The organism is Nocardioides luteus (genome assembly GCF_015752315.1).
Taxonomy (GTDB): Bacteria; Actinomycetota; Actinomycetes; order Propionibacteriales; family Nocardioidaceae; genus Nocardioides.
The window spans coordinates 1580617-1593745 of sequence record NZ_JADOVJ010000001.1; the positions used below are offsets into that span (position 1 = coordinate 1580617).

The window sequence follows — 13129 nt, forward strand, 5'->3', positions numbered from 1 at the left end:
AGATCAGTCCTCCACGGCGATGTCGGCGACGGTGAGGTGGAAGACGGGATGGCGGTGTGCGTCGGCTGCGATGTCCTCGTCGGGGGAGTCCGCCGTCACGGCGAAGTAGGGCCGAGTCACCGGTACCTCGCGCAGGTACTGGCGCAGCACGGGAACGCTGGCCGACGGGTCCAGCTCGGTCACGTACAGCGTTTCAGATCGGCCGCCTCGGCTGAGCGTGACCTGACCGGCGGCGCGGGCGTTGCGCACCCAGTTGGTGACGCCGTAGCCGGCGACCAGCCAGCGCTCGCCGTCCCGGGCCATGACATCGACGGGCGTGGAGTGGGGTGTGCCCGTGCGGCGGCCGGGGACGGTGAGGATGTGTCGGTACGCCTTGCCGAGCCCCAGCCGGGTCATCGCCGCGAACGCGCGGTTGACCAGGCGTGTGACGGCGTTGACGCGATAGGTCCTGGCCATCGGCTTCTCCTCGGGTTCGTGGTCCGTCGGTGGTGACCTGGAGCGAATGACAGGCCGACCGCGCTGGTCCACGATACGGCGACAGCCGTCTCGCTGGTCAGCGCGGAGCTGCGTACGTCTTCGGTGGTGTCTGTGCACTGATTTCGTTTGCGGTGCCAGGCAGGAGGGTGCGGGCGGCGGCGAAGGCGATCAGGACGATCGCGATGACCATGGTCGCGGTGCCGGTCCAGCCGGCGGCGAAGGCGAGGCCGCCGAGCCAGCCGAAGAGGCTGGAGCCGGCGTAGTAGAAGAGCGTGTAGAGCGAGGTGGCCTGGGCGACGCCGCTGGTCGCCATGGGGCCTACCCAGCCCGACGCGATCGAGTGCGCGGCGAAGTAGGCGGTGGCGAACAGCAGCAGGCCGATCAGGACCGAGGCCAGCCGGTCGGGGATCGTCAGCGCGGCGCCGGCGACCATGGTCAGGGAAGAGGCCAGGAGTACGCGTCGACGGCCGAACCGGCCGGCGAGCGTGGCCGCCAGCCGGGCCGACACCGCGCCGGAGAGCCCGGCGAGGAAGATCACCGCGGTCAGGGACGGAGGCAGGTCGAACGGCTCGAGCTCGAGCCGGTAGCCGAGGTAGTTGAAGACCGCCACCTGAGCGCCCATGAGAAGGAATCCCTGCGCGTAGAGCGCCAGCTGGGCGGGGTTCGTGAGGTTGGCGACCATGCCCGGCCAGACACCGGCGGGGCGTGACCGTGCCGTGGCCGGGCGGGAGCGCTCGCGCGGGAGGGCGATGACCGCCACGGCGGCGCCGAGCGCGCTGACCACGCCGGCCACCAGGGCGGCCACGCGCCAGTCGCTCACGTCGGCGACCGGCGCCGCGATGAGCCGTCCCACCAGTCCGCCGACGACCGTCCCGGAGATGTACGTCGCGGCCGCGGCCATGGCGACGCGCCGGCTGACCTGCTCGTCGAGGTAGGCCAGGGCAAGTGCCGGGGTGCCGCCCAGGGCGATGCCCTGCCCGACGCGGAGGAGGACGAGCACGGGGAACGAGGTCACGAACGGAAGCACCAGCCCGATGGCAGCGGCGGCGAGGATGGCGATCGTCATCGCCCTGGCCCGGCCGATCCGGTCGGCGATCCACGACCAGCCGAGCGCGGCGACGGCGAGCCCGATCGTGGCTCCGGAGATGGTCAGAGCGGCCTGGGAGGCATCGACCTCGAAGTCGCGGCTGAGCGCCGGGATCAGCGCCTGGGGGTAGTACAGCTGCACGAACGTCGTCATCCCGATCGCGACGAGGGCGATCAGCACACGTCGATGTCCGGGTCCGTCCTGTTGGCTCATCTTCGTCACGCTAGGCAGTCCGAAACCATGCGTCCAATGCATTAGTGGTGTCGAAAGAATGCATCAACGCATACAGTGTCTGCCGTGGATGCCACCGCCAGAAATGTCCTGCCGATGCTCCCCGCCCTCGCTGCCCTCGCCGAGACGGGCCAGACGCTCGCCGCGGCCGACCTGCTGCAGATGCCCCAGCCGACGGTGAGCCGCATGCTCGCCCGGCTCGGCAGAGAGCTGGGCGTGGACGTGGTCGAGCGGCACGGACGAGGTCTGCGGCTGACCCGCGCCGGAGAGGCGCTCGCACCCCATGCCGCGGCCGCGGTCGCGGCGGCCACGGCAGGCATCGAGGCGGTCCAGGCTCAGGAGTCCGGCGCCCGCGGACGGATCGCCCTCGCCTTCCAGAGCACGCTCGGCGAGCGGGTCGTGCCGGCGCTGGTCAAGGCGTTCCTCCAGGAGCATCCGGGCGCGTCCGTCGACCTGATCCAGACCTCACGACCACGGTGCCTGGCGGCCGTCGCCGACGGCACCGCCGAGATCGCGCTGATCTCGCCGCTCGAGGAAGGCGCCGGTCTGCGCCGATGGCGGCTGCACACCGAGCCGCTCGTCCTGGTCGTGCCGCCCGGCCACCGCCTGTCGACACGTGCCCGGGTGAGCTTCGAGGAGGCTGCCGAGGAGATGTTCATCTGCATGAAGCGCGGCTACGGGATGCGTACGCTGCTCGAGGAGCTCGCCCAGGCCAGCGGCGTCACGCCCACGATCGGCTTCGAGGGCGACGATCTCGCCACCCTCCGAGGCCTGGTCTCGGCCGGCCTCGGGGTCAGCCTGGCACCTCGCGACCCCCACGGGGCCACGGGCTGTGTCGAGGTTCCGTTGACCAATCCGGAGGCGGTGCGGCACATCGGCGCCTGCTGGCTCGACCGCAAGCCCTCGACGCTGGCCGCTGCCTTCCAGGACCTGCTGCGCCGGCGCGGCCGACGGCTGACCGAGATCGGCCTGCGTCCGCCGACTGCCTGATCCGTCCTCCAGAAATCAGTGCGGCACCGGATCCGGCAGTGCCATCATGACGACATGGCAGGGCAGGCTCGGAACATCGGCAGGTGGCAGCCAACGGCGCCGAGGGGCTACTTCGACGGGACCGTCGAGGTCCTCCACCACGACCGCGCTCTGCCAGAGGCGTCGGTCAGCTTCTCCGGCGGCCCGGACCGCGTCCACACCGACGACTCCGAGACCGAGACCGAGTTCGACCCGGTCCGTCGCGTCGGCTTCACCGCCCCGCTCGCGGTCCGTGAGCCGCTCGTCTGGGAGGGCGACCAGGCCTGAGCGCGCGCCTCAGGAGTAGGTCGACGAGGTCTCGATGAGCACGTCGTGCAGGGCGAGCTCGGCAGCGCTGCGGACGCGACCGGTGCGGTGGGCGACGAGGATGCGCCTCGGGGGAGCGGTGTCGCCCAGGGAGATGACGCGTACGTCGGGATGCTGGTTGACGGTTGCCGTCCTGGGGGCGAGCGCGATCCCGAGACCGACGCTGACCATGGCCTGGGCCTCCTGGTAGTCGTTGGCCTGGAACGCGATGGTCGGGTTGAAGCCCGCGGCGACCGCGCTGCGCTGCAGGACTTCGACGACCGGGTGACCGCCCGCGCGGATGATCCAGGGTTCCTCGGCGAGGTCGGCCATCCGGACCGTACGCCGCCGGGCCAGGCGGTGGGTGGCCCCGACGAGCAGCACGGTGGGGTCGGTGAAGAGCTCGGTGAGCACCAGCTCGTCGTTGTCGACCCGCTCCCAGGCGTAGTCCCACAGGAGGGACATGGCGACCTTGCCCTCCTCCAGCATGCGCACGAGGTCGTCCTCGCGGCCGCTGTGGATGGTCAGCGCAATGTTGGGGTAGAGCTCCTTGTAGCGCCGGACCGCCAGGGGTAGGAACGAGCTGCCGATGGTGGGGAAGGTGCCGAGGGTGACGCTGCCGCGACGTACTCCTGCGATGTCGGCGAGGTCCGACTCGGCGGCTGCCAGCTGGCGCAGGACCTTGCGCGCGTGGGTGGCGAGCACCAGGCCCGCATCGGTCGGGGTCATGCCCCGGGCGTGGCGGTCGAGGAGCGGCTGGCCGGCCTCGCGCTCGAGCCTCAGAAGCTGCTGCGAAATCGCGGACGGTGTGTAGCCCAGCACCGTGGCGGCACTGGTCACGGATCCTTCCTCCACGATCGCCAACAGGATCTGCAGCCGTTTGATGTCGAGCACGACCCCAGTCTGCATGAAGGTCTGCTACATGGCCATGTAGGACCGTGCAGTGCTGCTTCCGCCGCGACGACGTGCAACGAGGCATGGGAACCGTGCCGGAGACGCCTGTTGAGCATGCAGTTTTACTACACGATGATGTTCGAACTCGCGATTGTGCTACAAGTCACCTCGCTCCAGTCTGTGTGGGTCCGGAGAGCCCGGACGACTCGGCTCAGGAGGCAATATGCGCGAGATCGCCGCGACATGGATGCGGGGTGGCACCAGCAAGTGCTGGGTCTTCCGTCGCGACGACCTGCAGGTCCCGGATCTGTCCGTCGACGAGGTGCTGCTGCGGATCTACGGCAGCCCCGACCACCGTCAGGTCGACGGGGTCGGTGGTGGCACGTCCACCACGAGCAAGGCGGTCATCCTGGCTCCCTCGGCGACGTCCGGGGTGGATGTGGAGTACACGTTCGCCCAGGTCGGCATCGAGGAGGCCAAGGTCGACTGGGGGAGCAACTGCGGCAACTGCTCCGCGGTGGTCGCGTCGTTCGCGATCAGGGAGGGCTGGGTACGGCCCGGGGCGTCCGAGACGGCGGTTCGGGTCCTCAACACCAACACCGACCAGCTCATCGTGCAGCGCGTCCCGACCCCCGGCGGCGTGCTCGACGAAGAGGCCTCCGCGACCATCCCCGGCGTCCCCTTTCTCGGCGCACCGGTGCACATGGGGTTCGTCGACCCGGCCGGCCGGAGCACCGGACACCTCTTCCCCACGGGGCATCAGCGCGACACCCTGTCCGAGGCGGCGGGCGGCGTGGTCGTCACGCTCGTCGACGCTGGCGCCCCGGTCGTCGCCGCCCACGCCGCCGACTTCGGTGTGCGCGGTGACGAGGACATCGCCGAGCTCGACATGGTGCCGGGCCTGCTGGCCCGTCTCGATGCCGTACGCCGGGAAGCGGGTGTCCTGATGGGACTCGCCCCGACCCCGGAGGCCGTCGCCCGGGCCGTTCCCAAGCTCGCGCTGGTCGCCGCTCCCGATGCGGCGAACGAGGAGGGGACCGACCTGACCGTCCGCATGCTGTCGATGGGGCGCTTCCACCCGGCGGTCCCGGTCACCGGCTCCGTGGCGCTGACGCTGGCCGCCGACGCCCCCGGAACGGTGGTGCACGACCTCGTCCCCGAGGGGCGGCCCACCACCGGCCTGCGGCTCGGCACGCCCGCAGGCCGGGTCAGCACCTTCGCCGAGGAGCACGACGGCGTCCCCGTCGTCGGCGTCGTACGCACCTACCGCCGTCTCGCCCACGGATCCGTGGTCCTGCCGGACCCGCCGCTGCTGCCGTCCGCATCGGCTTAACCATCTGACCCCTTGACACGGGATGCCCGTGTGAGGCTCGCTTCACCTGGAGGAACTCATGACCCAGCACGTCGATGAAGAGGACGTGGCCACGACTGCAGACGAGGATGCCGTCTCCGCGCAGGATCCGCCGGAACGCCCCGCGCCGAGCCCGCGACTCGCCGGCGCAGTCCTCGCAGGCTTCACCGCGTTGGCGGTGGGCGTCTCCGTCCTGGGCGGGGACTTCTTGAACCCGGCCGCCTCGACGGCCGACGGTGACTACTCGGGTGAGACCGTCGAGATGATGATCCCGCTGGCCGAGGGTGGCGGCACGGACACCTGGGCGCGGTTCGTCGGCGCCGAGCTGACCGAGGCGGTGCCCGGCTCGCCGGGCCTGGCGCCGGTCAACGACGACGGTGGCGAGGGCATCCTCGGCACCAACCACTTCATGACCTCGGCGAAGACCGATGGGACCGAGGTGCTGGTCAGCACGGCCTCGACGGTGGTGCCGTATCTCCTCGACATGCCGGCCGTGCGCTACGACTTCGACAAGCTCCGGCCCATCCTCGCCAACGGCACCGGAGCAGTCGTCTACGCCCGGACCGGCGCCGGCGTACGCGGGGTGGAGGACCTCGTCGGCCGCGACAAGCCCCTCATCTTCGGCGGCATCGCGGCGACCAGCCTCGACCTCACCACGATGCTGGCCTTCGACCTCCTCTCCGCCGACATCGACGCGACCTTCGGTTTCGAGGGCCGCGGCCCGGTCAACCTCGCGCTGCAGCGCGGCGAGGTCGACATCGACTACCAGACGACCTCCTCCTACGAGCCCGCGGTCGAGCCGCTGGTCGAGGACGGCACCGCGGTGCCGCTCTTCTCGCTCGGGCAGGTGGACGAGGACGGCGAGATCGTGCGCGATCCCAACTTCCCCGACCTGCCGACCGTCGTCGAGGTGTACGAGCAGATCCACGGCGAGCAGCCGGACCCCGAGGCGCTGGAGACCTATCGCGCCATCCTGGCGCTGACCTACACGTACCAGAAGGCGCTCTGGGTGCCCGAGGACACACCGGACGAGGCGGTCGAGCTGCTGCGCTCGACGGCGGACGAGATGGGCGCCGAGCCCGCCTTCCAGAAGTCCGCGGCCGAGGTGCTGGGTGGCTATCCGCTCGACGCCTCACCCGACCTCGCCGACCGGATCGGCGAGGCGTACCGCGTGGACGAGAGCGTCCGCGAGGACGTCCTCGAGCTGCTCGAGACCGACTACGACATCACCATCGAGCAGAGGTAGAACGATGACCGACGCAGCCTTCTCGGCCCTCGCCTCCCTGGCCGATCCCTCACTTCTCATCATGCTCGCCGTCGGCGTGGTGGCCGGCCTGATCATCGGCCTCATCCCCGGTCTCGGCGGCACGGGCGCGGTGGCGATCCTGCTCCCGATCACGTTCGGCATGGACCCCGAACCCGCTCTCGCCATGCTCATCGGCGCCCTGGCCGTCGTGCACACCTCGGACACCGTCGCCGCCGTGCTGCTCGGCGCACCCGGATCGGCCTCGGCCAGCGTGACGATGCTCGACGGCTACTCCATGGCGAGACAGGGGCAGGCCAAACGGGCGCTGTCCCTCGCCTTCCTCTCCTCGATGGCCGGCGGCCTGATCGGGGCGGTCGGGCTCACCCTCGCCATCCCGCTGGCGCGGCCGCTGGTGCTGTCCTTCGGCAGCCCGGAGCTCTTCATGCTGACCATCCTCGGCGTCTCGCTCGCCGCGGTGCTTTCGCGCGGCAACGTCGTCAAGGGCCTGACCGCCGGTCTGCTCGGTCTCCTGCTCGGTCTGGTCGGCACCTCGCCCACGACGGCCGAGGAGCGGTTCTCCTTCGGGTCGCTGTTCCTCAGCGACGGCATCTCCCTGGTCGCCGTCGCGCTAGGTGTGTTCGGTCTCGCCGAGATCGCCAGCCGCGTCGGTCAGCGCCGGGTGACCGAGAAGCCCGTGGAGCTCTCCGGCGGCTGGGGATCCGGCATCCGCGAGTGGATCACCCACTGGACCCACGTCATCCGGGGCGCCCTGATCGGCATCTGGGCTGGTGTCCTGCCCGGCGTCGGCGCGACCGCCGGCACCTGGCTCGCCTACGGGCAGGCCGTCGCCACCGCCAAGGACAAGCGCAAGTTCGGCAAGGGCGACCCCCGCGGCATCGTCGGTCCGGAGAGCGCCAACAACTCCGTCGAGGCCGGCGACCTGATCCCGACCTTCCTCTTCGGCATCCCCGGAGGCGTGCCGTCGGCGATGCTGCTCGGGATGCTGCTGACGTACGGCATCCAGCCGGGGCCGGCGATCGTCACCGACCATCTCGACCTGATGTACCTGATCGTGTGGGCGTTCGCGATCGCCTCGGTCGCGGGAGCGTTCCTCTGCTTCCTGGCCACCGGGTCGCTGGCGAAGCTCACCAAGGTGCCCTTCGCCGTGCTCGGGCCGGGTCTCCTCGTGGTGATGCTCCTGGGTGCGTTCCAGGAGGGTGGCCAGCTCGGCGACCTGTGGGTGATGGTCGTGCTCGGTGTCGTCGGATTCTTCCTCAAGGCGACCGGGATGCCGCGGGCACCGTTCCTGATCGGCTTCGTCCTGGCCATCCCGATGGAGCGCTACTACTACCTGACCGCGAGCCTGTACGACGGCGCCTCCTGGGTCGCCCGGCCCGGCGTGCTCGTCTTCGCCGCGCTGCTGGTCGTGCCCGTGCTGTGGTCCCTGGTCAAGCGGCTCCGCCGAGCGTCCGGGGCTGTCGACGACGGCCACCGTGACGAGCACGAGACCGACGAGAGCGATGCGGACGAGCTGGAGGGGTCGCTGGCACGTACGCCCTGGTCCCTCGGCGTCGCCGTGATCGCGGTGCTCGTCTTCGCAGGGGCGCTGTGGGTGAGCGGGTCGTTCTCCGACGAGGCGCAGCTGATGCCTCGGCTCGTGGCCCTGGGCGGTCTCGCCGCAGCGGCCGTGCTGACCTGGCAGGAGCTCCGGTCCCGGCGGGACGTCCCACGGAACAGCGGTGGTCCCGTCAGCGGTCCCGTCGACGAGCCGTCCGGTTCCTCCGGCGCGACCATGCTCGCCACCCGGGTCGAGCCGAGGCTCGACGCCCGGGCCCTGAGCCGGCGCCACGACCTGCTGATCGGGGCTCGCACCTTCGCGGCCATGGCAGCGTTCCTGGTGCTCGTCATGGTCGGTGGCTACCTGGCGGCGACGCTGGTGTTCACACCGCTGTTCCTCCTGTACGCAGCCCGCACCCGCCCGCGCACGGCGATCATCTACACCCTCGTCCTGGGTGCGGTGCTCCTGGCGCTGCCGTCGCTGCTGCCGGTCGACCTGCCGCTGGGTCTCCTGCAGTGACCGCGCCGATCTCCCGCCCGTCCACGTATCACCGAGAGGAACGCTGATGACCATCGTCGTCGCCTACGCCGACACTCCACCCGGACACGCCGCCGTCACGGCTGCAGTCACCGAGTCCCGTGAGGGCGAGACGGTGGTCGTCGTCCCCGCCGTACGCGGCGAGCGGATCCCCGAGGTGGGCGAGCTCGAGGGCCGCTGGCCCGATCTCGCCGGCCGCGTCGAGGTCGAGCGCGGAGACCTGGGTGACCCCAGTGACACCGTCGTCCAGGTCGCCCAGCGCCTCGAAGCACGTCTGATCATCCTGGGTCTGCGGGCGCGGACCCCGGTCGGCAAGCTGGTCTTCGGCAGCACCGCTCAGCGGATCCTGCTCGACGCCACCTCGCCGGTGCTCGCGGTCAAGCCGCCCGTGGCCGCCACCTGAGCGTGGACGAGGCGCCGCCGCATCAGCCATTTGGCTGATTCCCGGCTCAGCCTTGTTCGCGATGATCTGCCATGCCACCGCTGATGGAGTTGGTGGCATGGCAGATTCTCTTGTTCGTACGCGGTCGGTGGCCCGTCCGCACGTCGCAGACAGGTTGACCTCACGGCGGGGAGCGTGGCTGGCCCTCGGGCTCGCAGCGGTCGTGATGGGCGTGCTCTTCGGACTCTTCGGCGGGGTGGAGGCGCCGGAGCGGTCCGGGCAGGCGCCGGTGGGCTCGGAGTCGACGCGCGTCGGTGAGCTGATGGAGGAGTTCCCGGGGGCGGACCGTCAGGCAGCGATCGTCGTCGCCACGCGCGAGGACGGCGGCGAGCTCTCCGCGGGTGATCTCGAGGGTCTCCGCCCGGTCGGGGACGTGGCGGGTGCCGGCGAGCCCATGGTCAGCGAGGACGGGAGGGCGGCGGTCCTGTCGGCCCCGATCAGGGTCGGCGCCGACAACGCCGGGAACGAGGCGACGATCGAGGCCCTGCGTACGGCCATCGCGGCGAAGGCGCCCGACGGGATCATCCTCGAGGTGACCGGTGGGCCGGCGTTCGGTGCCGACATGGCCGCCGCCTTCGAGGGCGCGGACGTCACGCTGCTGCTGGTGACGATCCTGATCGTCGCGATCCTGCTGATCATCACCTACCGATCGCCGGTGCTGTGGCTCGTCCCGCTGATCGTGGTCGCGCTCGCCGACGGGCTGGCGGCGAGGGTCACCGCGGCGGCCGGAGCGCTGTGGAACCTCGAGTTCGACGCCGGCATCGTCAGCGTGCTCGTGTTCGGCGCCGGCACGAACTACGCGCTCCTGCTGATCTCCCGCTACCGGGAGGAGTTGCAGCAGAGCGACGACGACCGGGCGGCGCTGAGCCGCGCCTGGCGCACGACGGTTCCCGCGGTGCTCGCCTCGAACGTGACGGTCGTGCTCGCCCTGCTGGCCCTGGTCTTCGCCACGATCCCGATGACCCGCGGGCTGGGGATCCCGGCCGCGATCGGTCTGCTGATCGCGCTGGTGGCGGTGCTGTTCGTGCTGCCGCCGTTCCTGGCGGTGTGCGGGCGCAGGCTCTTCTGGCCGTTCATCCCTCGCCCCGGCGGGGCACGCACCCAGGGGCGTACGTGGCGGGTGATCGCCTCCCGGGTCGCGAAGCGGCCGGCGGCGAGCCTCGTCGGCGGGCTCGCGCTGCTCGCGGTGATGGCCGCCGGCCTGTTCGGCACCTCGGTCGGCCTCGACCAGGTCGAGAAGTTCCGGGTGCAGTCCGAGTCGGCCGCCGGCCTGGAGACGCTCTCGGCCCACTTCCCGCCCGGCGACGCCCAGCCGATCCACATCGTCGCCGACAGCACGGCGGCCGACGAGGTGGTGGCGGCCGTGGCCGAGGTCGAGGGAGTCGTACGCGCCCACCCGGCCGGAACCACCGACGACGGATCGCTCACGAAGATCTCCGTGACCAGCGCCTTCTCGCCCGGCACCGAGCGCAGCCTCGACCAGATCGCCGAGCTGCGTGAGGCCGTCCACCCGATCCCGGGCGCGGACGCGCTCGTCGGCGGTGCGGTCGCCACCGAGCTGGACGCGAAGGAGGGGAGCGAGCGCGACCTGCTGCTGGTCGCACCGCTGGTGCTCGCGGTGAGCTTCCTCGTCCTCCTCGCGCTGCTGCGTTCGCTGGTCGCCCCGGTGCTGCTGTTCCTGGTCAACCTCGCCAGCGCCGCGGCCGCGATCGGGGCGGGAGCCTGGCTGAGCCGGGTGCTGTTCGACCAGCATGCGCTCGACCTCCAGGTGCCGATCCTCGCGTTCCTGTTCCTGGTCGCGCTCGGCATCGACTACACGATCTTCCTCGTCCACCGCGCGCGTACGGAGGTGGCGACGGTCGGCACCCGGGCGGCCATGGTCGAGGCGGTCGCCCACACGGGCAACGTGATCACCAGCGCGGGCATCGTGCTGGCCGCGGTGTTCGCGGCGCTCGGGGTGCTCCCGCTGGTGGTCCTCGGGCAGCTCGGCCTGATCGTCGGGGTCGGTGTGCTCGTCGACACGCTCGTGGTGCGTACGGTGATCGTCCCGGCGATCTTCGCACTCGTCGGCGAACGAATCTGGTGGCCGAGCAGGTCGGCGGGGCGGGCCGGGAGAGTATTGGTCTCATGAGCGTCGTGCACATGCCGCTGGGGTGGACCGGCCCCTCGGGTTCCACCTCGGCCCGGTCGACGGTGCGGGCCATGGAGGTCGGCCAGCACGTCATCGCCGTCGTGCTGACCGCGATCGGTGTCAGCCGTGCCGTCGGCGACGGCGTGGCGCTTCCGGTCGCGGTCGCCTCGGGAGTCGCGATCCTCGGGTGGCACACCGCCGGGGTGGTCCTGCCCTCCCGGACACGCTCGCGCCGGCTCCTGGTGTGGTGGCTGGTCGGCTTCGCCGCGATCTGGACCGCCGCGGTCGTGGTCTCGGCCGAGTTCGTCTGGCTGGCGTTCCTGCTGTGGCTGCTCGCCGGTCACCTGCTGCCGCTGCGCTGGGGGCTGGCCTTCTCGGCACTGATCCTCGTGGTCGTGATCGTCGCCCCCGTCCTGGACCGCGGCACGACCAGCTATGCGGACGTCTTCGGCCCGGTCATCGGCGGCATCTTCGCGTTCGGCATCTCGCGTGGCTACCTCCAGCTCCTGCGGGACGCAGCCGAGCGCGAGCGGCTGGTGACCTCGCTGCGGAGCGCCCAGCAGGAGATGGCCGAGCTGCAGGACGAGCTCGTGCTGGCGCAGCGCCACTCCGGGGCCGTCGCCGAGCGCACCCGGATCTCGCGCGACATCCACGACACCATCGCCCAGGCGCTCTCCTCGATCCGACTGCTGACCCATGCCGGCGGCAGCCGCACCACGGACGAGGACGCGTCGCGGACGTTCGCGCAGGTCGAGGCGCTCGCCGGTGACAGCCTCGCCGACGTACGCCGGATCGTGGCGGCGCTGGCTCCCGCCGAGCTCGAGGACGCCGCGCTCGCCTCGGCGCTGCGGCGGATGCTCGACCGCGCGCACGACGAGGCGGGCTTGGTGGCCGAGCTCCATGTCGACGACACCCTCCCGCTGCTGCGGACCGAGGTCGAGGTCGCGCTGCTCCGCACCGCCCAGTCGGCGCTGTCCAACGTACGTCTCCACGCCGGCGCCACCCGGGTCGTCGTCACCCTGACCGACGACCAGGACTCGGTACGCATGGACATCAGCGACGACGGGGCCGGCTTCGACGTCGCCGCCTGGGAGCAGGACGCCGGCGCGGGATCGTCGAGCTACGGCCTGCGGTTCATGCGGGCCCGGCTCCGCGAGCTCGGCGGCGGGCTCGACGTGGAGAGCACCCCCGGCGAGGGCACCGCGGTCTCCGCCCATCTGCCGATCCACGTCGAGGGGCTGCGATGACGACGGTGCTCCTCGTCGACGACCACCCGGTCGTACGCAGCGGGCTGCGTGCGGTGATCGACGCCGGCGAGTCCCTGCGGGTGATCGGCGAGGCGGCCACGGGGGAGGAGGCGATCGTGCTCGCCGGTGACCTCCGTCCCGATGTCGTGCTGTGTGACCTGCGCCTCGGCAGCGGGATCGACGGCATCCGGACCACGGTCGCGCTGCGGGCGCTCGACCCGGCACCGGCGGTGCTGATCCTGACGACCTTCGACCGTGACGCCGAGGTGCTCGGCGCGATCGAGGCCGGTGCCGCCGGCTACCTCCTCAAGGACGTCGACCCGGGGGTCATCGTCGAGGGGATCCGGCGAGCCGCCGCCGGTGATATGGTGCTCGCCCCGGACCTCGCCGCGCGCGTGCTCAAGGGCATGCGCAGCCCGCTGCCACGGCTGACCGACCGGGAGATCGAGGTGCTGCGGCACCTGGCGCGGGGCGCCACCAACCGGGAGATCGCCCGCACCCTCTTCGTCACCGAGGCGACCGTGAAGAGCCACCTCGCGCACATCTTCACCAAGCTCGACGTCGACAGCCGGTCCCGAGCCATCCACGTCGCCCAGGAGACCGGCCTGATCTGA

General features: G+C 71.3%; 12 protein-coding genes. 9 read left to right on the top strand and 3 right to left on the bottom strand.

Going from position 1 to position 13129, the window contains the following annotated elements; genetic code table 11:
• Positions 1 to 3: 3 nt before the first annotated feature.
• Positions 4 to 456, bottom strand: a complete 453-nt coding sequence (locus HD557_RS07555; protein ID WP_008358172.1) for a nitroreductase/quinone reductase family protein — start codon at positions 454 to 456, stop codon at positions 4 to 6.
• Positions 457 to 553: 97 nt separating this feature from the next.
• Positions 554 to 1777: an MFS transporter gene (locus tag HD557_RS07560; protein WP_196873442.1), complete on the bottom strand. Its 1224-nt coding sequence runs from the start codon at positions 1775 to 1777 to the stop codon at positions 554 to 556.
• Between the two features lie 84 nt (positions 1778 to 1861).
• On the opposite strand from HD557_RS07560, the gene HD557_RS07565 reads away from it, so the two are divergent.
• Both HD557_RS07565 and HD557_RS07570 read left to right on the top strand, forming a co-directional pair.
• Entirely contained in the window at positions 1862 to 2785 is a 924-nt protein-coding gene (locus HD557_RS07565; RefSeq protein ID WP_040755053.1) for a LysR family transcriptional regulator, read from the top strand.
• A 54-nt stretch (positions 2786 to 2839) separates the two neighbouring features.
• A complete protein-coding gene (locus HD557_RS07570) occupies positions 2840 to 3091 on the top strand; it encodes a hypothetical protein (RefSeq protein ID WP_008358167.1) in 252 nt (83 codons plus the stop codon).
• A gap of 9 nt (positions 3092 to 3100) precedes the next feature.
• On the opposite strand, the gene HD557_RS07575 is transcribed toward HD557_RS07570, so the two are convergent.
• Entirely contained in the window at positions 3101 to 4018 is a 918-nt protein-coding gene (locus HD557_RS07575) for a LysR family transcriptional regulator (RefSeq protein ID WP_008358165.1), read from the bottom strand.
• Between the two features lie 208 nt (positions 4019 to 4226).
• On the opposite strand from HD557_RS07575, the gene HD557_RS07580 reads away from it, so the two are divergent.
• The 7 genes from HD557_RS07580 (at position 4227) to HD557_RS07610 (ending at position 13129) form a co-directional block, all read left to right on the top strand.
• On the top strand, positions 4227 to 5336 hold the full coding sequence (locus HD557_RS07580) for a PrpF domain-containing protein (protein WP_008358162.1): 1110 nt from the start codon (positions 4227 to 4229) through the stop codon (positions 5334 to 5336).
• A 58-nt stretch (positions 5337 to 5394) separates the two neighbouring features.
• Entirely contained in the window at positions 5395 to 6600 is a 1206-nt protein-coding gene (locus HD557_RS07585) for a Bug family tripartite tricarboxylate transporter substrate binding protein (protein ID WP_008358160.1), read from the top strand.
• A 4-nt stretch (positions 6601 to 6604) separates the two neighbouring features.
• On the top strand, positions 6605 to 8677 hold the full coding sequence (locus HD557_RS07590; RefSeq protein WP_196873443.1) for a tripartite tricarboxylate transporter permease: 2073 nt from the start codon (positions 6605 to 6607) through the stop codon (positions 8675 to 8677).
• 46 nt (positions 8678 to 8723) lie between these two features.
• Positions 8724 to 9098, top strand: a complete 375-nt coding sequence (locus tag HD557_RS07595; RefSeq protein ID WP_008358156.1) for a universal stress protein — start codon at positions 8724 to 8726, stop codon at positions 9096 to 9098.
• 97 nt (positions 9099 to 9195) lie between these two features.
• Positions 9196 to 11268: an MMPL family transporter gene (locus HD557_RS07600; protein ID WP_231380221.1), complete on the top strand. Its 2073-nt coding sequence runs from the start codon at positions 9196 to 9198 to the stop codon at positions 11266 to 11268.
• Positions 11265 to 12515, top strand: a complete 1251-nt coding sequence (locus HD557_RS07605; RefSeq protein WP_231380222.1) for a sensor histidine kinase — start codon at positions 11265 to 11267, stop codon at positions 12513 to 12515. Before HD557_RS07600 ends, HD557_RS07605 begins: the two co-directional genes overlap by 4 nt.
• Positions 12512 to 13129: a response regulator gene (locus HD557_RS07610; RefSeq protein ID WP_196873444.1), complete on the top strand. Its 618-nt coding sequence runs from the start codon at positions 12512 to 12514 to the stop codon at positions 13127 to 13129. The genes HD557_RS07605 and HD557_RS07610 overlap by 4 nt, the downstream gene beginning before the upstream one ends.

Bases quoted from the DNA above. Each gene is read 5' to 3' on its own strand.
- HD557_RS07585 (WP_008358160.1), top strand. From the start codon at position 5,395: ATGACCCAGCACGTCGATGAAGAGGACGTGGCCACGACTGCAGACGAG.
- HD557_RS07580 (WP_008358162.1), top strand. From the start codon at position 4,227: ATGCGCGAGATCGCCGCGACATGGATGCGGGGTGGCACCAGCAAGTGC.
- HD557_RS07560 (WP_196873442.1), bottom strand. From the start codon at position 1,777: ATGAGCCAACAGGACGGACCCGGACATCGACGTGTGCTGATCGCCCTC.
- HD557_RS07605 (WP_231380222.1), top strand. From the start codon at position 11,265: ATGAGCGTCGTGCACATGCCGCTGGGGTGGACCGGCCCCTCGGGTTCC.
- HD557_RS07570 (WP_008358167.1), top strand. From the start codon at position 2,840: ATGGCAGGGCAGGCTCGGAACATCGGCAGGTGGCAGCCAACGGCGCCG.
- HD557_RS07600 (WP_231380221.1), top strand. From the start codon at position 9,196: ATGGCAGATTCTCTTGTTCGTACGCGGTCGGTGGCCCGTCCGCACGTC.
- HD557_RS07610 (WP_196873444.1), top strand. From the start codon at position 12,512: ATGACGACGGTGCTCCTCGTCGACGACCACCCGGTCGTACGCAGCGGG.
- HD557_RS07590 (WP_196873443.1), top strand. From the start codon at position 6,605: ATGACCGACGCAGCCTTCTCGGCCCTCGCCTCCCTGGCCGATCCCTCA.
- HD557_RS07595 (WP_008358156.1), top strand. From the start codon at position 8,724: ATGACCATCGTCGTCGCCTACGCCGACACTCCACCCGGACACGCCGCC.
- HD557_RS07575 (WP_008358165.1), bottom strand. From the start codon at position 4,018: ATGCAGACTGGGGTCGTGCTCGACATCAAACGGCTGCAGATCCTGTTG.
- HD557_RS07555 (WP_008358172.1), bottom strand. From the start codon at position 456: ATGGCCAGGACCTATCGCGTCAACGCCGTCACACGCCTGGTCAACCGC.